Origin of the sequence: Chromobacterium sp. Panama, from assembly GCF_003052555.1 — a bacterium.
Taxonomy (GTDB): Bacteria; Pseudomonadota; Gammaproteobacteria; order Burkholderiales; family Chromobacteriaceae; genus Chromobacterium.
This window is the reverse complement of record NZ_QARX01000001.1, coordinates 3856356-3877325: the sequence shown is the minus strand read 5'-3', so window position 1 is coordinate 3877325 and position 20970 is coordinate 3856356. Positions and strand designations below refer to the sequence as shown.

21 protein-coding genes are annotated in these 20970 nt (G+C 51.9%); 19 read left to right on the top strand and 2 right to left on the bottom strand.

Translation table 11 applies throughout. From position 1 onward, the window contains the following. The first annotated feature begins 1 nt into the window (after position 1). From DB032_RS17600 to DB032_RS17525, 16 genes are all read left to right on the top strand, one after another. On the top strand, positions 2-871 hold the full coding sequence (locus tag DB032_RS17600; RefSeq protein ID WP_107800608.1) for an SDR family oxidoreductase: 870 nt from the start codon (positions 2-4) through the stop codon (positions 869-871). Positions 872-882: 11 nt separating this feature from the next. Then, a complete protein-coding gene (locus DB032_RS17595) occupies positions 883-1932 on the top strand; it encodes a polysaccharide biosynthesis protein (RefSeq protein ID WP_199225928.1) in 1050 nt (349 codons plus the stop codon). Positions 1933-1934: 2 nt separating this feature from the next. After that, positions 1935-3065, top strand: a complete 1131-nt coding sequence (wecB, locus tag DB032_RS17590; RefSeq protein WP_107800606.1) for a non-hydrolyzing UDP-N-acetylglucosamine 2-epimerase — start codon at positions 1935-1937, stop codon at positions 3063-3065. A gap of 138 nt (positions 3066-3203) precedes the next feature. Next, positions 3204-4397: a glycosyltransferase family 4 protein gene (locus DB032_RS17585; RefSeq protein ID WP_107800605.1), complete on the top strand. Its 1194-nt coding sequence runs from the start codon at positions 3204-3206 to the stop codon at positions 4395-4397. Positions 4398-4422: 25 nt separating this feature from the next. Then, a complete protein-coding gene (locus DB032_RS17580; protein ID WP_107800604.1) occupies positions 4423-5364 on the top strand; it encodes an SDR family oxidoreductase in 942 nt (313 codons plus the stop codon). A gap of 28 nt (positions 5365-5392) precedes the next feature. Continuing rightward, on the top strand, positions 5393-6595 hold the full coding sequence (locus DB032_RS17575; protein ID WP_233246730.1) for a UDP-N-acetylglucosamine 4,6-dehydratase: 1203 nt from the start codon (positions 5393-5395) through the stop codon (positions 6593-6595). A 3-nt stretch (positions 6596-6598) separates the two neighbouring features. Then, entirely contained in the window at positions 6599-7276 is a 678-nt protein-coding gene (locus DB032_RS17570) for a sugar transferase (RefSeq protein ID WP_107800603.1), read from the top strand. A gap of 807 nt (positions 7277-8083) precedes the next feature. Continuing rightward, the gene (locus DB032_RS17565) at positions 8084-9187 is read left to right on the top strand and encodes a glycosyltransferase (protein ID WP_107801962.1); all 1104 of its coding nucleotides are present in this window, start codon (positions 8084-8086) and stop codon (positions 9185-9187) included. A 152-nt stretch (positions 9188-9339) separates the two neighbouring features. Further along, the gene (groES, locus tag DB032_RS17560) at positions 9340-9627 is read left to right on the top strand and encodes a co-chaperone GroES (RefSeq protein ID WP_107800602.1); all 288 of its coding nucleotides are present in this window, start codon (positions 9340-9342) and stop codon (positions 9625-9627) included. A gap of 49 nt (positions 9628-9676) precedes the next feature. Next, positions 9677-11317 (top strand): chaperonin GroEL, encoded by a 1641-nt coding sequence (groL, locus tag DB032_RS17555; protein WP_048414165.1) that lies wholly within the window; start codon positions 9677-9679, stop codon positions 11315-11317. Positions 11318-11438: 121 nt separating this feature from the next. Next, positions 11439-12185 (top strand): Nif3-like dinuclear metal center hexameric protein, encoded by a 747-nt coding sequence (locus DB032_RS17550; RefSeq protein ID WP_107800601.1) that lies wholly within the window; start codon positions 11439-11441, stop codon positions 12183-12185. A gap of 114 nt (positions 12186-12299) precedes the next feature. Further along, the gene (petA, locus tag DB032_RS17545; RefSeq protein WP_107800600.1) at positions 12300-12884 is read left to right on the top strand and encodes a ubiquinol-cytochrome c reductase iron-sulfur subunit; all 585 of its coding nucleotides are present in this window, start codon (positions 12300-12302) and stop codon (positions 12882-12884) included. A 14-nt stretch (positions 12885-12898) separates the two neighbouring features. Then, on the top strand, positions 12899-14236 hold the full coding sequence (locus DB032_RS17540; protein ID WP_107800599.1) for a cytochrome bc complex cytochrome b subunit: 1338 nt from the start codon (positions 12899-12901) through the stop codon (positions 14234-14236). Positions 14237-14252: 16 nt separating this feature from the next. After that, positions 14253-15017, top strand: a complete 765-nt coding sequence (locus DB032_RS17535) for a cytochrome c1 (RefSeq protein ID WP_107800598.1) — start codon at positions 14253-14255, stop codon at positions 15015-15017. 150 nt (positions 15018-15167) lie between these two features. Then, positions 15168-15770: a glutathione S-transferase N-terminal domain-containing protein gene (locus DB032_RS17530; protein ID WP_039756141.1), complete on the top strand. Its 603-nt coding sequence runs from the start codon at positions 15168-15170 to the stop codon at positions 15768-15770. A 9-nt stretch (positions 15771-15779) separates the two neighbouring features. Beyond that, complete coding sequence (locus DB032_RS17525) at positions 15780-16223, top strand: ClpXP protease specificity-enhancing factor (protein WP_107800597.1); 444 nt, start codon at positions 15780-15782, stop codon at positions 16221-16223. Positions 16224-16344: 121 nt separating this feature from the next. Here the strand turns inward: DB032_RS17525 and DB032_RS17520 are convergent, their stop codons facing one another. Together DB032_RS17520 and glnK are read right to left on the bottom strand one after the other, a co-directional pair. Then, a complete protein-coding gene (locus DB032_RS17520; protein WP_107800596.1) occupies positions 16345-17658 on the bottom strand; it encodes an ammonium transporter in 1314 nt (437 codons plus the stop codon). A 29-nt stretch (positions 17659-17687) separates the two neighbouring features. Then, on the bottom strand, positions 17688-18026 hold the full coding sequence (glnK, locus tag DB032_RS17515; protein WP_043591378.1) for a P-II family nitrogen regulator: 339 nt from the start codon (positions 18024-18026) through the stop codon (positions 17688-17690). A gap of 325 nt (positions 18027-18351) precedes the next feature. Between glnK and DB032_RS17510 the strand changes: the two genes are divergently transcribed. The 3 genes from DB032_RS17510 to DB032_RS24840 all read left to right on the top strand — a co-directional run bounded on the left by DB032_RS17510 (position 18352) and on the right by DB032_RS24840 (position 20952). Continuing rightward, complete coding sequence (locus tag DB032_RS17510; protein ID WP_107800595.1) at positions 18352-18639, top strand: accessory factor UbiK family protein; 288 nt, start codon at positions 18352-18354, stop codon at positions 18637-18639. Between the two features lie 4 nt (positions 18640-18643). Then, entirely contained in the window at positions 18644-20152 is a 1509-nt protein-coding gene (locus tag DB032_RS17505) for a YifB family Mg chelatase-like AAA ATPase (RefSeq protein WP_107800594.1), read from the top strand. A 149-nt stretch (positions 20153-20301) separates the two neighbouring features. Then, complete coding sequence (locus DB032_RS24840) at positions 20302-20952, top strand: SPOR domain-containing protein (protein ID WP_227104945.1); 651 nt, start codon at positions 20302-20304, stop codon at positions 20950-20952. Positions 20953-20970 lie beyond the last annotated feature (18 nt).

The window sequence follows — 20970 nt, the reverse complement described above, 5'->3', positions numbered from 1 at the left end:
TATGAGAGAACATGATAAGCGTATTATCATACTGGGTGTATCTGGTATGCTTGGGAATGCGGTATATCGGTTGCTGTCTCATTCTGAAGGGTTTGAGGTATTTGGAACTGTACGATCAATGGGGTCCATTTCCGTATTTTCAGATGAAATCAAGTCAAATATAGTCCAAGGTGTGGATATTGAAAATTTTGATCACCTTTTATCCGTGCTGTCCTCATGCAAACCAGATGTCGTCATAAATTGTATTGGTTTGGTTAAGCAGTTAGCTGCTTCTAATAACCCACTTGATGCGCTACCAATAAATACTATTTTCCCACATAGATTAGCAAATATCTGCAGCGCAATTGGTGCGAGGCTGATACACATGAGTACAGATTGTGTATTTTCAGGTAAAAAAGGATGTTATGTAGAGTCAGACTTTCCTGATGCTTACGATCTCTATGGACGTAGTAAGCTGATTGGGGAGGTAGACTACCCGCATGCTATAACATTGAGAACATCCATTATAGGTCATGAGCTTAATGGAAGTAGGAGCCTGATTGATTGGTTTTTGAGTCAGCAAGGCAGCGTATCTGGTTATAAAAATGCTATTTTCTCCGGTTTACCTACGGTGGAGATTGCGAGAATAATTCGCGATTTTGTTATCCCCAATAAAGAATTGAGTGGGGTATATCATGTTTCTGCCGAGCCTATCAATAAATTTGACTTGTTAAATTTAGTTGCCGAGATTTATGGCAAAAAGATTGAAATTCGAGAAGATGAATCTATCTCTATCAATAGATCGCTGGATTCAGCAAGATTCCGAGATGCAACTGGTTTCAAGCCGCAGAGTTGGCCTGAGATGATTGCACGGATGAAAAACTTTAATTAAGAGAGATGAAAATGAATAGCTTCAAAGGAAAGTCGTTATTAATTACTGGCGGTACCGGTTCGTTTGGCAATGCCGTCTTGCAGCGTTTCATCGATTCTGATTTTTCAGAAATACGTATTTTTAGCCGCGATGAAAAAAAACAAGATGATATGCGGAAGAAATATAACAATAGCAAGTTAAAATTTTATATTGGCGATGTAAGAGATTATCGCAGCATAGAGCAAGCAATGCGTGGCGTACATTATGTATTCCATGCCGCTGCTCTGAAGCAAGTGCCTTCTTGCGAGTTCCATCCAATGCAGGCTGTTTGGACTAATGTGTTAGGGACTGAAAATGTTTTGATGTCTGCTATCGCTGGTGGTGTCGAAAAGGTTGTGTGTCTGAGCACTGATAAAGCGGTCTATCCAATAAATGCAATGGGTATCAGCAAGGCGATGATGGAAAAGGTTATGGTTGCCACAAGCCGTAATCTGGAAGGTACTGGAACAGTTATTTGCGGAACGCGATATGGCAATGTTATGGCATCGCGTGGTTCAGTGATTCCTTTATTCGTTGAACAGGTGCTAGCTGGAAAGCCGATTACGATCACGAATCCGGATATGACTCGGTTCATGATGACATTGGCGGATGCTGTTGACCTTGTACTTTATGCTTTTGAAAATGGCAAAAATGGTGACATTTTTGTCCAAAAAGCGCCAGCTGCAACCGTTGAAACTCTAGCACATGCGATATTGGCGCATATGAAGAAAGAAAATCACCCTGTTCATGTTATTGGAACGCGACATGGTGAAAAGCTATATGAGGTTTTATTAAGCAGGGAAGAGATGGCGTGCGCGGAAGATATGGGTGAATATTTCCGCGTTCCTCCCGATGGCCGCGATTTGAATTATACCAAGTTCGTGGAGCAAGGCGATCAACGCTTGACTCGCACGAGCGAGGGTGAAGACTATAACTCGCATAACACGGACCGCCTGGCAGTAGAGGGTATGAAAGAACTTCTGATGAAGTTAGATTTCATGCAGCGCATTGTACGTGGTGAAGCAGCGGTCGCGGAGGAGTGAATGTGAAAAAGCTTAAAGTTATGACGGTTGTTGGGACTAGGCCTGAGATAATCCGCCTTTCGCGCGTCATGAAGAAGCTAGATGATTTTTGTGAACATGTTATTGTTCATACGGGTCAGAATTATGACTATGAGCTGAATCAGATTTTTTTTGACGATCTTGGCATTAGAAAGCCTGACCATTTTCTGAATGCTGCAGGTGCCTCCTCTGCGGAGACAATAGGCATGATTATCGCCAAAATGGACGATGTCCTGGTTGTTGAGAAACCTGATTCTTTGCTTGTTTTGGGGGATACTAATAGCTGCTTATCTGTAATTTCGGCTAAAAGAAGAAAAGTGCCTATTTTCCACATGGAGGCTGGTAATCGCTGTTTTGATATGCGGGTTCCTGAAGAGATCAATAGACGTATTGTTGATCATACTTCTGATGTGAACCTGACATACAGTTCTATCGCTAGAGAGTGTCTGTTGAAAGAAGGCCTGCCTACGGACTTGGTTATCAAAACCGGTAGTCCTATGGCGGAGGTACTGTCATACTATCGTGGAGCTATTGATCGTTCGGATGTACTGGAGCGTTTGGGGTTAAAGTTTGGAGAGTTTTTTGTTGTAAGCGCTCATCGCGAAGAGAATGTCGATTCTGAAGTTAACTTTGCTAAGCTGATAAATCTTTTAAATGAAATCGCAGAGCAATATAAACTGCCGATCATTGTATCAACGCATCCGAGAACTCAGAAAAGACTCGATGCGATCGGTGCTAAATTTAATGAAATGGTAAGATTGCTCAAACCATTGGGGTTTACTGATTATAATAAGCTTCAACTTTCAGCTCGAGCTGTACTATCTGATAGTGGTACTATAAGCGAAGAGTCTTCGATTCTGAACTTCCCTGCACTAAATATGAGAGAGACTCAGGAGCGTCATGAAGCTTTTGAAGAGGGGGCGGTCATGATGGTAGGCTTGGATCTTGATAGGGTTATGCAGGGTTTATCTATTCTTGAATTACAACCGCGCGGTGATGAACGATTACTGAGGCCTGTCTCTGACTACTCGATGTTGAATGTGTCGGATAAAGTCGTGCGTATTATTCATAGCTATACGGATTATGTGAATAGAAAAATATGGAAAAATAGATGATATGAATGGACATGCGGATAGACAGAAGTTTATTCGCATGTCTAGTTTCTCCCTTGTTATCCTATTTAATTAAATTAAGCTGTCAGCTTGTTGATGGTTGGGTCTTGTAGTTTTTGATATATTAAATGTGAGATTTAGATGCGAATTGCATTGGTGACCCATCATTTCCCACCTATGCGCACTTCTGGCGCAGTGCAGTTGCGAGATTTATCAGAGGAGCTGGTCAAGCAAGGGCATGATGTGACAGTTTTGCTTGCTAGCCAAGATATTTCGAGTAATTTTTCAGTGGAGTGGGTTAATGGTGTTCGAGTTATTCGATTAAAGTGCCTGAAATATCTTGATGTAGGTTATATCAAGAGAACTCTGGCAGAGTTATCAATGCCCTTTTTAATGTGGAAGAATTTTAATAAGACAGCCTTCGCTAATGAGGCGTGGGATGGGGTTGTTTGGTATTCTCCTACTATTTTCCTTGGGCCCATCATAAATTTTATTAAAAAACGAAGTGGATGCAGAAGTTATTTAATTATTCGGGATATTTTTCCCGAGTGGGCAGTGGATATGGGCATCATGAGGCGTGGCTTGCCTTATGTGTTTTTCAAGGCAGTTGCCGACTACCAATACTCTGTTGCTAATGTGATAGGTATTCAGTCTAGAAGCAATGATGTTTATTTCACAAAAAAGAATATCTCTGCAGCTATTAAAGTAGAAGTTTTAAATAATTGGCTTTCAGAAACAGAAAGTGCGCGCTGCTCAATAAATATAGAAAAAACCAAACTTTCAGGGCGTAAGATCTTTGTATATGCCGGCAATATGGGGCTTGCCCAAGGGATGGGGCAGCTTTTTGAATTGGCACAAAGGCTTAACAATAGAAGTGATATAGGTTTTTTGTTTGTTGGTAGAGGCAGTGATGTTAAGGGCTTAAAGCAGAAGGCCATTGAAAATTGTCTCGATAATGTATTGTTTTTCGACGAGATTGCATCTGATGAGATCCCCGCATTATATGAACAATGCGCAGTGGGTTTGGTTTCGTTGGATATAAGACATAAAACACATAATATACCAGGTAAGTTTCTATCGTACATGCAATCTGGATTGCCTGTATTGGCAAGCGTTAATCCAGGTAATGATATTATTGGTATAATTGAATCGAATGATGTGGGGTTGGTTACTTCGAATGGAAGTGTTGATGATCTTGCTATCCTTGCAACGGATTTGATAGATTCAATAAATAATGGGAAGAGTTATAAGTGCAAGTGCAAAGAACTTTCTGATGCCATGTTCTCATCTACGGTAGCTGCAAATCAAATTATTAGTGCTTTTTCATCTAATTAAGATCTGTATATAAGGTAAGAAATTTATGCGCTGCTTAGTGACGGGATCAAATGGGTTTGTTGGAAGACACTTAGTTTTTTTATTAAGAGAACAAGGACGCGATGTAGTATCAGTAGTTAGAAAAAATAAGCCGAATGTATCGAACAGTGATGATGTGGTTATTGGTGAAATTAATGGTGATACAAATTGGCTCCCGGTTTTACATCAAGTTGATTGTGTTATTCATACCGCTGCGCGTGTTCATCAGATGAATGATACCGCAGTGGACCCTTTGCAAGAGTTTCGAAGGGTTAATACTGAAGGAACCCTAAATTTAGCGCGGCAGGCGGCGAAAAATGGGGTAAAAAGATTTATTTTTATCAGCTCGATCAAGGTAAATGGTGAGCGGACAAGTCATAATGAAAAATTTACGGCTGCTGAGTTAGGCTTGCCATTAGATCCATATGGTATTTCAAAAGCAGAAGCTGAAGCTGGGCTAAGAGTTATAGCTAAAGAAAGTGAATTGGAGGTTGTGATCATTAGGCCTCCGCTGGTTTACGGGCCTGGTGTTAAAGCAAACTTCCTAGCTCTGGTTAAGCTAATTGATAAGGGAATTCCTTTGCCTTTTTCGAAAATTGACTTCAATGGAAGAAGCTTGGTTTCTATCCAAAATTTAATTAATTTTATTAGCACTTGCATAACTCATCCTAGAGCAGCTAATGAGACATTTTTAGTCAGTGATGGCTGTGATCTTTCAACCAAAGAGTTGGTTGTAAAGCTTTCTCGCACGTTGGGGAAAACAGCTAAACTGTTTCCAGTTCCTGTGTTTCTATTATTGTTTTGCGCTGCAGTTTTAGGTAAAAAACCTTTGGCTAATCGATTAATAGATAGCCTGAGGGTGGATATAGGAAAAAATCATGAAATTTTGAACTGGTCTCCACCTTTCACAGTGGATGAGTGCTTTTCAAAATTAATTGATTTCAAATAATTCAAACGGGGTATGTAAATAAGGGCGTATGATGAGCCAAAATTCTGTCGTCTTAAAACTTATAGGGCGAAACCAAGCTCTTTTTGACTCTGATATTCATGCGGTTAATAAAGAGCTATTGCCCATGATCAATGGAGCCCGCTTTTTGGTCATTGGTGGTGCTGGATCTATTGGGCAAGCAGTAACGCGAGAAATTTTTAAGAGAAATCCTCGTGCACTTCATGTTGTGGATATTAGTGAGAACAACATGGTAGAGCTGGTGCGTGATATAAGAAGCACGCTTGGCTATATTGAAGGGGATTTCAGAACTTTTGCGATAGACTGCGGCAGTAAGCACTTTGAGGCTTTATATGCTACCGAAGGCCCATATGACTACGTCCTGAACCTGTCTGCGTTAAAACATGTCAGAAGTGAAAAAGATCCCTACACTCTTATGAGAATGCTAGAGGTGAATGTTTTTAATACCATCAAGACTTTGAGGCTTGCGAAACAAGGTGGTGTTAAGAAATATTTCTGCGTATCTACGGATAAGGCAGCGAACCCTGTGAATATGATGGGTGCGAGTAAAAAAATCATGGAATTGTTTTTGATGAGGGAGAGCCTCTCTCAGAATATTTCCATGGCGAGATTTGCAAATGTTGCATTTTCGGATGGTTCGTTATTGCACGGCTTTAACCAACGGTTTTCTAAAAGGCAACCCATTTCAGCACCAAATGATGTTCGTCGTTATTTCGTAACTCCGCAAGAGTCTGGGGAATTGTGTTTGCTGTCATGCATGCTTGGAGATAATCGAGATATCTTTTTTCCTAAGCTAAGCGAAAAGCTTCATTTAATAGAATTTTCGGAAATAGCAAAACGCTACCTGAGTAATTTGGGCTTTGAAGCGTACGAGTGCGAGAGTGAGGATGAGGCTCGCTCTCGTGCTGACGAGCTTATTGCAGAAAGAAAGTGGCCATGCTATTTTTTTAAGAGCGATACAACAGGTGAGAAAGATTTTGAGGAATTCTTTACTGATAAGGAAGATCTCATAATGAATAGATTTGAAAGTCTTGGCGTTATCCGGAATGGTGTTGTTTTTGATGGTGATGCACTGGCGTATTTCGAAGATCGGTTTTATGCGTTAAGAGATTCAGGTGTTTGGTCAAAGTCAGATATTCTTGAACTATACTTTAAGCTTTTGCCTCAGTTTTCTCATAAGGAAACTGGCAAATACCTTGATCAAAGGATGTGAGTAATGCAGAGATTTTTTGATATTTTATTTTCATCGCTTGCTATTTTGATTCTGTCGCCGTTGTTAATTGCCGTTAGTATTGTCTTGCGCTTTACTGGTGAGGGCGAAATTTTCTTCCTGCAGGAGCGAATTGGAAAAGAGGGGCGCTCATTCAAACTGTACAAATTTGCTACCATGCTTAAAAATAGTCCAAATATTGGAACGGGAACAGTTACAGTAAAGGGTGATGCGCGCATACTCCCCATTGGCGGGATGTTGCGGAAAACAAAAATCAATGAACTTCCCCAGTTGCTAAATATCTTATTTGGAGATATGAGCGTTATTGGGCCTAGGCCTTTAACTCGGCAGACATTTAGTGCTTATACCGCTGAAGTGCAAGAAGTGATAAAGCTGGTAAAGCCAGGGCTGTCTGGTGTCGGCTCTATTGTATTCCGAGGAGAGGAGGACATTCTTTCTGGAAAGGATGCCTCACTTGATTATTATAGAAATGTAATTGCGCCTTACAAAGGTGAGCTTGAGAGATGGTTTGTAGAAAATAACAGTATAGCTGTTTATTTTAAAGCTATTGCAATGACAGTCTGGGTGGTTTTATTCTCTAAATCTAATGCGGTGTGGCGGGCTTTTGAAGGGCTTCCGAAGCCGCCGAAGGAACTGCATAAGGCCTTGAATTATAATGTCTGAATGTGCTTGACTGTATTGTGAGGTTAAGGTGCGTAAGAATTTAGTTGAGTGACTTGATAGGGTAAAAGGGACAACTCTCTATGTTTTGATGAACATATGGTATAGCGAGCATATTGTTAATTGTATTGGTCGGTTTTGATTGCTGATTTTTTACTCGTGTAGGCTAATTATTATGATAAGTCTCTTTTTTTAATATGAGGCTTTATCGTTTTGATGGGTTTTAATTTTGTGGGTGGTGACTCTTTTTTAATTTAAATAGATGCTTGTATTGTTAAGCCATGCTGATTAAGTGTCACTTTTTTGAGACTATGTTGAATTTTTTATGTATGCATGGATTGTTTTTAAGGCACGAATAGATTGCCCTTTTTAAATATTCTCATTGTGCGATTTAATTTTGGTGCTGAACTATATGGTTTTATTTGTGATAGGGGCCCTGAGGATGCTCGTGGTAGCTAGTGTCTGATTCGTATGAGGCTGCATCTGTCATTTGATTCATGAGCAGTGCAGGAGGGGAATGGCATTGTCTGTCGTCTAGGTAGATTGTTGCTGGTGGAGATTTTTGGTTTTTTGAAAGTTTCATTCTGCTTTTTTCATAAGTCAAGGCGTTTATCCTTACTACTACCGGGCCTGGGTAAGTTTCCTGATTGAGTTTGTTAAAGTAGCTCATCCAGGCATGTCGTCTACATGTTTTTCACGCCGGTGATTATTAAGATTAGAAGCAGGATATGGGAGATGAAAATGTGAGTCACTCTAACCTGGAGTTTTGAGATTTTGGGGTGATATTGAACAGTTTTATTGGGGTTTGTGATGTTATTAATTCTATTTTTGTCAACTTTCATCGCTTTGCTCATCGGTGCAATGTTGATCCATTTTTCACATCTGCATGTACAATTTTCAGCTGATCATGATCTAAATGGAGTCCAGAAATTTCATGCCACACCAGTGCCTAGGGTTGGCGGTATTCCAGTAGTATTAGGATTGTTATCAGGTTGCTCGCTTTTGTCTTATCAGTTGCAGTCATGGATGCCTATGCTGCTGCTGGTAAGCTCGCTTCCTGCGTTTGGAGCGGGCTTAGTTGAGGATGTTACAAAGAAGATTGGACCGGGACCTCGGTTGTTAGCTACTTTTGTTGCCGCTTTTATTGCTTTTTTCTTACTAAATGCTAGTTTGGCTAGACTGGGGATCCCTGTCGTTGATCAGTTTCTACAGCAGTTTTGGCTTGTTTCATTAGTTTTGACAATTGTTGCGGTGGGTGGTGTTGCCCATGCTGTCAATATCATTGACGGATACAATGGCCTTTCTGGTGTTGTTGCAATTTTTATTTTTCTTGCTTTGGCTTACGTTGCATTCAAGGTGCAAGATTCTGAGTTAATGGGTATATGTTTTGCTATGGTTGGAGCAATAGCAGGTTTCTTATTCTGGAATTTTCCGCGTGGATTGATTTTTGCCGGTGATGGTGGTGCTTACTTAGTCGGTTTCATGATTGCAGAGGTTGCTGTGTTGCTGGTGCAGCGTCATGCTGTGGTTTCGCCTTGGTTCCCATTGCTGTGTGTGATTTATCCTGTGTTTGAAACAATATTTTCAATGTACCGCAGAAAGTTTTTGCAACGCCGAGCTATCGGGTATCCTGATGCTCTACACTTGCATCAAGTCATCTACAAACGTGTTGTACTATGGATGGTGGGCTCCAAGGACGCAGCCCATCTGACTCAGCGTAACAGTTTGACGTCTCCATACTTGTGGGCACTGTCTTCTTTTTCTGTGGTACCGGCTATGCTGTTCTGGAACAACACACCTGTGCTCATCGGTTTTGTGTTGGTTTTCATGGCCAGTTACATCTACCTGTACCGTATGATTGTCCGCTTCCGCACCCCACGCTGGATGCTGTTGCGCAAGTCTGCTCGCCCCTGACGCGTGCTTGGGCCTGTCGAAAATTGCAGCGACAGGCTCTTGAAAACCCTTCCCCTCGCCCCTATCATTAGCACTCGCAGCAGGTGAGTGCTAACGCCCGCCTCAACTCAACAGGTTTCAACTCTCAACAGCCACTGTAATAGGAGAGATCCATGGCAATTCGCCCTTTGCACGACCGTGTTGTTATCAAGCGCCTCGAGGCTGAAGAAAAAACCGCTTCCGGCATCGTTCTGCCGGGCGCCGCCGCTGAGAAGCCGGACATGGGCCTAGTTTTGGCCGTGGGCAACGGCAAAATTTTGGAAAACGGCGAGCGCCGCCCGCTGGAGCTGCAGAAGGGTGACAAAGTCATCTTCGGCAAGTACTCCGGTCAGACCGTCAAGGTTGACGGTGATGAAGTCCTCGTGATGCGCGAGGAAGATGTAATGGGCATCGTTGAGTAATCCGACCCGCATCTGAACTTCCCTTACTCAGAATTCTGGAGATTTAAGAATGGCTGCTAAAGACGTAAAGTTTGGTGATTCCGCTCGTGCCAAGATGGTAACCGGCGTCAACATCCTGGCTGATGCCGTTAAAGTGACTCTGGGCCCTAAAGGCCGTAACGTGGTGCTGGACCGCTCCTTCGGCGCTCCGACCATCACCAAGGACGGCGTATCCGTCGCCAAGGAAATCGAGCTGAAAGACAAGTTCGAGAACATGGGTGCACAGATGGTGAAAGAAGTCGCCTCCAAGACTTCCGACGTAGCCGGCGACGGCACCACCACCGCTACCGTGCTGGCTCAAGCCATCGTGCTGGAAGGCATGAAGTACGTTGCCGCCGGCATGAACCCGATGGACCTGAAGCGCGGCATCGACAAGGCCGTTGCCTCGCTGGTGGGTGAGATCGCCAAGATCGCCAAGCCGTGCGCCACCACCAAGGAAATCGCTCAGGTTGGCTCCATCTCCGCCAACTCCGATTCCGACATCGGCGACATCATCGCCAATGCCATGGAAAAAGTGGGCAAGGAAGGCGTGATCACCGTTGAAGACGGCAAGAGCCTGAACAATGAGCTAGACGTGGTGGAAGGCATGCAGTTCGACCGCGGCTACCTGTCCCCGTACTTCATCAACAACCAGGACAAACAGATTGCCGCTCTGGACAATCCCTTCATCCTGCTGTTCGATAAGAAAATCTCCAATATCCGCGATCTGCTGCCGGTTCTGGAGCAAGTGGCCAAGTCCGGCCGCCCGCTGCTGATCATCGCAGAAGACGTGGAAGGCGAAGCGCTGGCCACTCTGGTGGTCAACACCATCCGCGGCATCCTGAAAGTGGTAGCCGTTAAAGCCCCGGGCTTTGGCGATCGTCGCAAAGCCATGTTGCAGGATATCGCCTTCCTAACCGGTGGCACCGTGATTGCCGAAGAAGTGGGCCTGACCCTGGAAAAAGCTTCGCTGGAAATGCTGGGCCAAGCCAAGCGCGTTGAAGTGGGCAAGGAAAACACCACCATCATCGACGGCGCCGGCCAAGCGGCCGAGATCCAGTCGCGCGTGGGCGAGATCCGCAAGCAGATGGAAGAAGCCACTTCCGATTACGATCGCGAGAAACTGCAAGAGCGCGTGGCCAAGCTGGCCGGCGGCGTTGCGGTGATCAAGGTTGGCGCTGCCACCGAAGTGGAAATGAAAGAGAAAAAGGCTCGCGTTGAAGATGCCTTGCACGCTACCCGCGCCGCTGTGGAAGAAGGCGTTGTGGCTGGCGGCGGCGTTGCTCTGCTGCGCGCCCGCTCCACTTTGGACAGCCTGAAAACCGACAATGCCGATCAAGACGCCGGTGTTAAGATCGTGCTGAAGGCCATCGAAGCGCCGCTGCGCCAGATCGTCAAGAACGCCGGCGAAGAGCCGTCGGTCGTGGTGAACAAGGTGCTGGAAGGCAAGGGCAACTTCGGTTACAACGCGGCTAGCGGCGAGTACGGCGATATGCTGGAAATGGGCGTGCTGGACCCGGCCAAGGTAACCCGCTCCGCTCTGCAGCACGCGGCTTCGGTTGCTGGCCTGATGCTGACCACCGACTGCATGATCGCTGAACTGCCGGAAGACAAGCCGGCGGCTGGCATGCCGGATATGGGTGGTATGGGCGGTATGGGTGGCATGATGTAAGCCAACGCCTCCTTAGGCTTTGAAAAACCCCGCTACGGCGGGGTTTTTCTTTTGCGGGCTTAAAATGCGTTGGCTTCTGGCAAAATAAGGCCGGGGCATATATTAAGTTAAGGAGTGCGTGATGGAATTGAAGGCCTTGCTGAGCAGTCTGGACACGATTTTGGAGCCTTGGCGCTTCAAAGACTATGCGCCTAACGGCTTGCAGGTGGAAGGGCGGCAGGCGGTGCGCAAGCTGGTGACCGGCGTCACCGCTTCTCAAGCCTTGATCGATGCCGCGGCGTCGCGCGGAGCGGACGCCGTGCTGGTGCACCACGGTTATTTCTGGAAGGGCGAAGACGCCCGGATTTGCGGAATGAAGCGCCAGCGGGTGAAGACGCTGCTGGAGCATGATCTTAACTTGCTGGCTTACCACCTGCCTTTGGACGCGCATCCGGAGCTGGGCAATAACGCGATGTTGGGCAAGGTGCTGGATTTGGAGGCCCAGGGGCAGGGCGGTGAACAGGGTTTGCTGTGGCATGGAGCATGGCGGCGAGGCGGCAGTGCGAGTGATTTCCGTGAACACGTTTCCGCTCGTCTGGGGCGCGAGGCTTTGTTGTTGGGCAGGGCGGACAAACCGATTTCGCGCATAGCCTGGTGCACCGGCGGCGCGCAGAGTTTTTTCGCCGAAGCCATCGATCTGGGCGTGGACGCCTTCATCACCGGCGAAGCGTCCGAGCAAAATCATCATATGGCAATGGAGTGTGATGTGGCTTTCATCGCTGCGGGGCATCACGCCACGGAGCGTTTTGGCATCAAGGCTTTGGGCGAGCGCCTGGCTCAGCTTCATGGCATAAGTGTTGAATTTGTAGACATTTCCAACCCGGTTTAGGCGGCTAGGCAGGGCTTCGGCCAATTTATTTGCATAGAAGCTTCAAGTCCCTACTCGGAATCGGGTAAAATCAGGCAGTTTTGGGCTCGGTTTCCACGTTTGAGGATGACTGTAATGAGTGAACAACAAGTCGATGCGGGGCGCCGTCGCTTTCTGACGGTTGCAACCAGCGCTGTTGGTGGTGTGGCGGCGGCCGGAGTGGCGACGCCGTTTCTGATGAGTTTCTTCCCGTCCGAGAGGGCGAAGGCCGCCGGCGCTCCCGTCGAGGTGGATATCGGCAAGATCGAGCCGGGCCAGAAGATCAACGTCGAGTGGCGCGGCAAGCCGGTATGGGTGCTGAACCGCACGCCGGAGCAATTGAAAAACCTGCCGAAGCTGGACGAGAAGCTGGTGGATCCCAAGTCCGAAATGGATCAGCAGCCGACGTATTGCCAGAACGAGCACCGTTCGATCAAGCCTGAGCTGCTGATCGCCGTCGGCATCTGCACGCATTTGGGCTGTTCGCCGACCCACCGTCCGGACATCGCGCCCGCCGATCTGGGCCCGGACTGGGTGGGAGGCTTCTATTGCCCCTGTCATGGTTCCAAGTTCGACTTGGCCGCGCGCGTCTACAAAGGCGTGCCGGCTCCGAAGAACCTGGAAATTCCGCCGCACAAATATCTGTCCGATACCCGCCTGCTGATTGGCGAAGACAAATAAGCTGAGGGGGCTACATGACTAAAGGACAAAAGCTGCTCAACTGGGTGGACGAACGTTTTCCGTTATCGTCGATGCTCAAAGAGCACGTCACCGAGTATTACGCGCCGAAGAACTTCAACTTCTGGTACTTCTTCGGTTCGCTGGCCATGCTGGTGCTGGTGATCCAGATCGTTACCGGCATCTTCCTGACCATGAACTACAAGCCGGACGGCACCTTGAATGGCGCCGGCATTCCGGTCGCCTTCGCCTCGGTCGAATACATCATGCGCGATGTGGCCGGCGGCTGGATCATCCGCTACATGCACTCCACCGGCGCCTCGATGTTCTTCGTGGTGGTCTATCTGCACATGTTCCGCGGCCTGATCTACGGTTCCTACAAGCAACCGCGCGAACTGGTGTGGGTGTTCGGCACGCTGATCTTCCTGTGCCTGATGGCGGAAGCCTTCATGGGTTATCTGCTGCCTTGGGGCCAGATGTCGTTCTGGGGCGCGCAGGTGATCGTCAACCTGTTCGGCTCCATCCCGGTGATCGGTCCGGACCTGTCGGTGTGGATCCGCGGCGACTACGTGGTGTCCGACGCCACGCTGAACCGCTTCTTCGCGCTGCACGTGATCGCGGTGCCGCTGGTGCTGCTGGCGCTGGTGGTGGCTCACCTGATCGCCTTGCACGAAGTGGGCTCCAACAACCCGGACGGCGTTGAGATCAAGAAGCTGAAGGACGACAAGGGTATTCCCCTGGATGGCATTCCCTTCCACCCGTATTACACCGTCAAGGATGTGCTGGGCGTGGTGGTGTTCCTGATCGTGTTCTCGGCCATTGTCTTCTTCATGCCGGAAATGGGCGGTTACTTCCTGGAGAAACCCAACTTCGACCAGGCCGACCCGCTGAAGACCCCGCCGCATATCGCGCCGGTATGGTACTTCACGCCGTTCTACGCCATCTTGCGCGCCATCCCGTCCTTCCTGGGCACCCAGGTATGGGGCGTGATCGCGATGGGCGCGGCGGTGGTGTTGATCGCCTTCCTGCCGTGGCTGGATCGCTCGCCGGTGAAATCCATCCGCTACCGCGGTCCCAAGTTCAAGTTCATGCTGGTCCTGTTCATCGTGTCCTTCATCGGTCTTGGCATTCTGGGCGCTTTGCCGTCCACCAATGCCCGCACCGTGATCGCGCAGGTGCTCTCGTTCGTCTACTTCGTCTTCTTCCTGGGCATGCCGTTCTACACCAAGAACGATGTAGGCAGCATCCCGGTGCCGACGCGGGTGACGGATACCAACGCCAAGCGTCAGATCCGGTTTGCGGTGCTGGTGGTGGTGACCGTGGTGGCCGCCGCCGTATTCGCCATGAACGTGTAAAAAGGGGAGAGGACTCATGAAAAGCAAAATCCGCCACCTGATCGCGGCCATGGCGCTGGCGCTGCCGTTCAGCGCTACGGCCCTGGCTTCCGGCGAAGGCCCCAAGCTGCCCAAGGCGCCGATCAATATTCAAGATACGGAAAGCCTGCAACGCGGCGCGCAGATCTTCACCAACTACTGCTTGTCCTGCCATTCGGCCAGTGCGATGCGTTACAACCGCCTGACCGATATCGGCCTGACCGAAGAGCAGATCAAGGCGAACCTGCTGCCGGTGGGCGCCAAAATCGGCGACCCGATGAATATCGCGATGAACAAGAAGGACGCTCAAGCCTGGTTCGGCGCCACGCCGCCGGACTTGTCGCTGATCGCGCGTTCCCGCGGCGCAGATTACCTATATGGTTATCTGCGTGGCTTCTACCGGGACCCGAGCCGGCCGACTGGCTGGAACAACGCGGTGTTCGACAAGGTGGGCATGCCGCACATCTTCTGGGAATGGCAAGGCGAGCAGGTGCTGAAGACCGAGAAGAATGCGGAAGGCCACGAAGAGCACAAGCTGGAGCTGATCAAGGCCGGCACCCTGACCAAGCTGGAGAACGGCAAAGCCAATACCGTGGAGTTCGACAAGCGGATGGCGGACCTGACCAACTTCCTGGTCTATGTGGGCGAACCTGCTCAGGTGAAGCGTCAGCAGATCGGTTATGTCGTGTTGATGTTCCTGTCGCTGTTGCTGTTGCCGCTGGCGTATTTCCTGAAGAAAGAGTACTGGCGCGACGTGCATTAAGCCCGGTTGCTTGATTTGATCAAGGCGGAGAAATCCGCCTTTTTTCTTTTTAATCATTGGCTTATGATGCGGCGCTGGAAATTGGTGGATGGAAAGTGCTAGAATGCCCAGCTGAATCAACCCATTGTTAGTTAAGGATTTCCTCCTGCCATGATGACTCTTTACTCCGGAATTACCTGCCCGTTCAGCCAGCGTTGCCGCATCGTGCTTTTTGAAAAGGGAATGGATTTCGAAATCATTGATGTGGACATCCATAACAAGCCGGAAGATCTGGCGGTGATGAACCCCTACAATGAGGTGCCGGTATTGGTCGAGCGCGATTTGATCCTGCACGAATCCAATATCATCAACGAGTACATCGACGAGCGCTTCCCGCACCCGCAGCTGATGCCGGCTGACCCGGTAATGCGCGCGCGCGCCCGTCTGTTCCTCTACCGGTTTGAAAACGAGCTCTTCATCCATGTGAAGGCGCTGGAAGCCGGCGCCACCGGCAAGGAAGCGAACAAGGCTCGCGAAGCCATTCGCGACGGCCTGACCACGATCGCGCCGATTTTCGCCAAGCAGAAGTTCATGTTGGGCGACGATTTCTCCATGATCGACGTGGCGATCGCGCCCTTGATGTGGCGTCTGGAGCATTACAATATCGATCTGGGCAAAAACTCCGCGCCTATCCTCAAGTACGCCGAGCGTATTTTCCAGCGCCAGTCCTTCATCGACTCGCTGACGCCGTCCGAAAAGGCCATGCGCAAATAAGGATTGCCAATGAGCTCCAGCACCAAGCCCTACATGATCCGAGCGCTGCACGAGTGGTGCGGCGACAACGGCTTCACGCCCTATGTGGTGGTATGGGTCAACGAGCGTGCCGATGTGCCGCGCGAGTACGTGAAAAACAACGAGATCGTGCTGAATATTGGTCTGTCGGCCACCAAGAATCTGCGTATCGACAATGACTGGCTGTCGTTTTCCGCCCGCTTCGGCGGCGTGTCCCGCGACATCTGGGTGCCGATAGGCAATGTGATGTCGATTTTTGCCCGGGAAACCGGCGAAGGCATGGGATTCGAGGTGGAGCTGGGCGAGGCGGAAGCGCCCGCGCCGACGCTGAAACCGGTGGCGGCCGACGAGGAGGCCAGGCCGGCGGAAGCGCCGTCCGAGCCGGATGCGCCGGCCAAGCCGACGGGCCGCCCCAGCCTGCGCATCGTTAAATAGCGGTTTCAACTCCGCAAGCGAAAGCCGGTCCGTCAGGGCCGGCTTTTTCATGGGCGGCTTTCCCAAAAAAAAGGGCGCCAGCGGCGCCCCAAGTCCCTTACCACAACAAGAAAATCCGGATTTATTCGACGCGCTCCCCGTGCAGGATCACGTCCAGCCCTTCGCGCTCTTCGTCTTCCGCGACGCGCAGTCCGATCGCGATATCGATCAGCTTCAGCAAGATGAAGGTGACGACGGCGCAATAAGCCGCGGTGACGCCGACGCCGAGCGCTTGCGCGGCCAGACTGCCTTCCGCGCCGCCGATTTCCTTGACGGCGAAGACGCCGGTGAGCAGCGCGCCCAGGATGCCGCCGATGCCATGCACGCCGAAGGCGTCCAGGGAGTCGTCATAACCCAGCATGTGCTTGAGCCCGGTGGCGCCCCAGAAGCACACCACGCCGGCCGCCAGGCCGATGATCAGCGCGCCCTTGACGTCCACGAAGCCGGCGGCGGGCGTGATGGCGACCAAGCCGGCGACCGCGCCCGAGGCAATGCCCAGCACCGAAGGCTTTTTCTTGGTGAGCCATTCGGCGAACATCCAGGCTAGCGCGGCGGCGGCGGTGGCGAGCTGAGTGGTGACCATCGCCATGCCGGCGCGGCCGTCCGCCGCGGCGGCGGAGCCGGCGTTGAAGCCGAACCAGCCCACCCACAACATGGACGCGCCCACCAGGGTCAGCACCAGGTTATGCGGCGGCATCGCCTCCTTGCCGAAGCCGACGCGCTTGCCCAGCACCAAGGCGGTCACCAGGCCGGCGATACCGGCGTTGATGTGCACCACGGTGCCGCCGGCGAAGTCCAGCACGCCCTTGTCCGCCATCCAGCCGCCCGGCGCCCAGACCCAGTGAGCCACCGGCACGTAGACCAGCAAGGACCACAGGGCCATGAAGACCAGCATGGCGGAAAACTTCATCCGCTCGGCGAAGGCCCCGGTGATCAGCGCCGGAGTGATGATGGCGAAGGTCATCTGGAAGGTCATGAACACCGATTCCGGAATGGTGCCGGCCAGCGGGTGCACGGCCAGTTTGCCGGCCTCTTTCAGGTAAACCATGCCGTCCAGCATCACGCGGCTCAAATCGCCCAGATAGGGGCTGCCGACGGTGAAGGCCAGGCTGTAGCCGATGACCGCCCACAGCACCGTGATCAGCGCGGTGATGGCGAAGCTTTGCATCAGCGTCGCCAGCACGTTCTTTTTGCGCACCATGCCGCCATAGAACAGCGCCAGGCCGGGAATGGTCATGAACAGCACCAGGGCGGTGGAGATCAGCATCCAGGCGGTGTCGCCGGCGCTGATGCTCTTGGCGTCGGCAATCGCCGGACCCGCCGGCGCGGCGGCCAAGGCCAGCGGAGCCGCCAGGCTCAAGCCGGCGAGCTGAATGGTTGCGAGCAGTTTTTTCATTGTCGTTTCCCCTGTGTCTCTATCGCGGTTCAGACCGCGTCGGCGCCGGTTTCGCCGGTGCGGATACGCACCACTTGTTCCAGGTCGTAGACGAAGATCTTGCCGTCGCCGATCTTGCCGGTGCGGGCGGACTTTTCGATGGCTTCCACCACCTGGTCCAGCAAAGCGTCGTCTATGGCGATCTCCAGCTTGACCTTGGGCAGGAAGTCCACCACGTATTCGGCGCCGCGATAGAGTTCGGTGTGTCCTTTTTGACGGCCGAAGCCTTTGACTTCGGTAACCGTGACCCCTTGCACGCCGATGGCGGACAAGGCTTCGCGGACTTCATCCAGCTTGAAGGGCTTGATGATGGCGGAAACGAGTTTCATGACTGCTCCTTAGGGTCTGATGATCCGGTGGCTTGAGATGAGCGCTGCTGTAGCGTCGATACGCATGAATCGTGCCAGGCCTGATTGGCGCAAAAGAAAACCCTAAGATCATGTTGCAACGCAAAAAAGGCCTGTACTGGCCGTTTTGGCACTTTCCCGGTGCATGGGGTTGTGGCGGGCCGCACTGATTTGGTGCCGCAAGCGCTGCGGCGTCAGGGGAGGGGCCTGGCCGGATCGCTCTAGGCCGGGTGCGCGCCGGCGGGTGGCGGACTTGGCTTTTTGCTACACTCTGCACTGTTATCACTTACTCATAAGGAGCCGCGTCATGTTGAGCCAAAAGCTGTTTGAGGAAATCGGCAACAAGATCAGCGAAACCATCGCCGCCAGCCCGGCCAAGGACATCGAGAAAAACGTCAAAGCGATGATGGCTTCCACCTTCAGCAAGATGGATCTGGTGACGCGCGAGGAGTTCGACGTGCAGCAGGAGGTGTTGGTGCGCACCCGGGAGAAGCTGGCGCAGCTGGAGCTGAAGCTGGCGCGCCTGGAGGCGCAGGTGTTCCCGGAGGAAACGCAGGCCGCGGTAGAAGCGCAATCAGAGCTCGGCCACTCCTAGCGATATGACGCTGGCCGTGGTGGCAAGCCGGGCGCTGGCAGGGTTGGAAGCGCCCGAGGTCGCGGTGGAAGTGCATCTGGCCAACGGTTTGCCCGCATTCACCATTGTCGGCCTGCCTGACCTTGAGGTGAAGGAAAGCCGGGAGCGTGTGCGCGCGGCGATTCTAACCTCGGGTTTTGAGTTTCCGGCCCGGCGAATCACAGTCAACCTGGCTCCGGCCGATCTGCCCAAGGACTCCGGCCGTTTCGATCTGCCCATCGCCATCGGCATTCTGGCGGCCAGCGGGCAGGTGCGTTGCCCCCGTCTGGCGGAGTATGAGATCGCGGGAGAACTGGCTTTGACCGGGGCCTTGCGGCCGGTCCGCGGCGCCTTGGCGATGGCGTGCCGGACGCGGGAAGCGGGGCGCGCCTTCATCTTGCCGATGGCCAGCGCCAAGGAGGCCGCGGTGCTGGAAGGCATGCCCTTGTACGGCGTGAGCACTCTGGTGGAAGCCTGCGCCTTTCTCAACGGCCTCTCCGAGCTGGTACCGTATCGACCAGAAGGCGGTTTGCCTCGTTCGGCCCCGGACTACCCCGATCTACAAGACATCAAAGGCCAGCCGCTGGCGCGCCACGCGTTGGAAGTGGCCGCGGCCGGACGGCATAGTCTTTTGATGATGGGGCCGCCCGGCACCGGCAAATCCATGTTGGCCGCGCGTCTGCCCGGCATCTTGCCCGGCATGCCGGACGAAGAGGCGCTGGAAAGCGCCGCCGTGCGCTCCTTGGGGACCGACGGCTTCGCGCTGGACGATTGGGGCGTAAGGCCGTTCCGCTCACCGCACCATACCGCGTCCGCGGTGGCGCTGGTGGGCGGCGGCAGCGATCCGCGGCCGGGAGAAATCAGCCTGGCGCATCACGGCGTTTTGTTTCTGGACGAATTGCCCGAGTTCGATCGCAAGGTGCTGGAAGTGCTGCGCGAGCCTCTGGAGGCCGGGGTGATCCACATCTCGCGCGCCGCGCGCCAAGCCAGTTTTCCCGCGCGCTTCCAGCTGATTGCGGCCATGAATCCCTGTCCGTGTGGTTATCTTGGGCATTTCAGCGGAAAATGCAGCTGCACGCCCGAGCAAGTGGGGCGCTATCGAGGTAAAATCTCCGGTCCCTTATTGGATCGTATCGATTTGCACGTTGAAGTGCAGTCCTTGCCGGCGGAGCAGTTGGTGGGCGGGGCCGCCGGCGAGTCCAGCGCTTTGGTGCGCGAACGGGTGGAGACGGCGTATCGTCTGCAATTGGCCCGGCAGGGCAAGGCGAATGCCGGCTTAAGCGGGGCCGAACTGGAGGCGATTGGCGATTTTCATGCCGAGGCGCTGGCATTATTGCGGCAAGTTTTGGACAAGATCGGCTTGTCTGCGCGCAGTTATCATCGGATACTTCGAGTTTCCAGAACCATTGCCGATTTACAGGGTCAGGCAATGGTCATGCGGGAGCATGTGTTGCAGGCGATTCAATTACGACGCGCCGCAATGCCTAATGGCTAACAATAAATAAAGAATTGATCAATCCAGATAGTTTGTTGAACTATTTGATTAGTTAAAAGCGTAAGTGCTGCATGGCAAATCGAGATTTAAAAAATTCCTCCCGTGGTTCCCGCGGTCGCTCATCCAGCTCCAAAAGCGGAGGCGGCGGCATGGTGGCGGGCATCGTCATCGGTCTGATCGTCGGCATTGCCGTCGCGGTTGGCCTCGCCATGTATCTGAATAAGTCCTCTACGCCGTTCAGCAACTTGGAGAAATTGGATCGCAAGGCGGCCGGCGCTTCCGCGCCGCCGACGGAGCTGCTGGCGCCGGGCACCCGTATTGCCGACGCCGCCTCGGAAACCGCCGCCGCTCCGGCGCCGGCGGTCAAGCCGGCTCAGGAGCCGCCTTCCGCTCCGCCGCCGATGCCGACGGAAACCCCGGCCAAGCCGGCCCCGGCCGCGCCGGCGGCCAAGGAAGCCGGCAAGGACGAGCAACGCTTTGATTTCTATAAGATCCTGCCAGGACAGGTGGATGCGGTGCCCGGCAAGAACGGCAAAGCGACGGAACCTTCTGCGCAGCAGCCGGCCAAAAAGGTCTACTTGCAGCTGGGATCCTTCCAGAATCAGGACGAGGCGGACAACCTCAAGGCCAAGCTGGCCTTGCTGGGCGTGGAAGCCAAAATCCAGTCGGTGACTGTGCCGGAAAAGGGGCTGGTGCATCGCGTCAGGGTGGGGCCGTACAACCGCCAGGACGAGGTGGATCGGGTGAAGGCTCAGTTGAAGCAGGACGGCATTGGCGCAACGGTCGTCAAGGCGGAATAAACTCTTCCTCTATTTAGG

Bases quoted from the DNA above. Each gene is read 5' to 3' on its own strand.
- DB032_RS17565 (WP_107801962.1), top strand. From the start codon at position 8,084: ATGTTATTAATTCTATTTTTGTCAACTTTCATCGCTTTGCTCATCGGT.
- glnK (WP_043591378.1), bottom strand. From the start codon at position 18,026: ATGAAACTCGTTTCCGCCATCATCAAGCCCTTCAAGCTGGATGAAGTC.
- DB032_RS17535 (WP_107800598.1), top strand. From the start codon at position 14,253: ATGAAAAGCAAAATCCGCCACCTGATCGCGGCCATGGCGCTGGCGCTG.
- DB032_RS17600 (WP_107800608.1), top strand. From the start codon at position 2: ATGAGAGAACATGATAAGCGTATTATCATACTGGGTGTATCTGGTATG.
- petA (WP_107800600.1), top strand. From the start codon at position 12,300: ATGAGTGAACAACAAGTCGATGCGGGGCGCCGTCGCTTTCTGACGGTT.
- DB032_RS17570 (WP_107800603.1), top strand. From the start codon at position 6,599: ATGCAGAGATTTTTTGATATTTTATTTTCATCGCTTGCTATTTTGATT.
- DB032_RS17540 (WP_107800599.1), top strand. From the start codon at position 12,899: ATGACTAAAGGACAAAAGCTGCTCAACTGGGTGGACGAACGTTTTCCG.
- DB032_RS17505 (WP_107800594.1), top strand. From the start codon at position 18,644: ATGACGCTGGCCGTGGTGGCAAGCCGGGCGCTGGCAGGGTTGGAAGCG.
- DB032_RS17530 (WP_039756141.1), top strand. From the start codon at position 15,168: ATGATGACTCTTTACTCCGGAATTACCTGCCCGTTCAGCCAGCGTTGC.
- DB032_RS17585 (WP_107800605.1), top strand. From the start codon at position 3,204: ATGCGAATTGCATTGGTGACCCATCATTTCCCACCTATGCGCACTTCT.
- groES (WP_107800602.1), top strand. From the start codon at position 9,340: ATGGCAATTCGCCCTTTGCACGACCGTGTTGTTATCAAGCGCCTCGAG.
- groL (WP_048414165.1), top strand. From the start codon at position 9,677: ATGGCTGCTAAAGACGTAAAGTTTGGTGATTCCGCTCGTGCCAAGATG.
- DB032_RS17550 (WP_107800601.1), top strand. From the start codon at position 11,439: ATGGAATTGAAGGCCTTGCTGAGCAGTCTGGACACGATTTTGGAGCCT.
- DB032_RS17520 (WP_107800596.1), bottom strand. From the start codon at position 17,658: ATGAAAAAACTGCTCGCAACCATTCAGCTCGCCGGCTTGAGCCTGGCG.
- DB032_RS17580 (WP_107800604.1), top strand. From the start codon at position 4,423: ATGCGCTGCTTAGTGACGGGATCAAATGGGTTTGTTGGAAGACACTTA.
- DB032_RS17525 (WP_107800597.1), top strand. From the start codon at position 15,780: ATGAGCTCCAGCACCAAGCCCTACATGATCCGAGCGCTGCACGAGTGG.
- DB032_RS17510 (WP_107800595.1), top strand. From the start codon at position 18,352: ATGTTGAGCCAAAAGCTGTTTGAGGAAATCGGCAACAAGATCAGCGAA.
- DB032_RS17595 (WP_199225928.1), top strand. From the start codon at position 883: ATGAATAGCTTCAAAGGAAAGTCGTTATTAATTACTGGCGGTACCGGT.
- DB032_RS17575 (WP_233246730.1), top strand. From the start codon at position 5,393: ATGATGAGCCAAAATTCTGTCGTCTTAAAACTTATAGGGCGAAACCAA.
- DB032_RS24840 (WP_227104945.1), top strand. From the start codon at position 20,302: ATGGTGGCGGGCATCGTCATCGGTCTGATCGTCGGCATTGCCGTCGCG.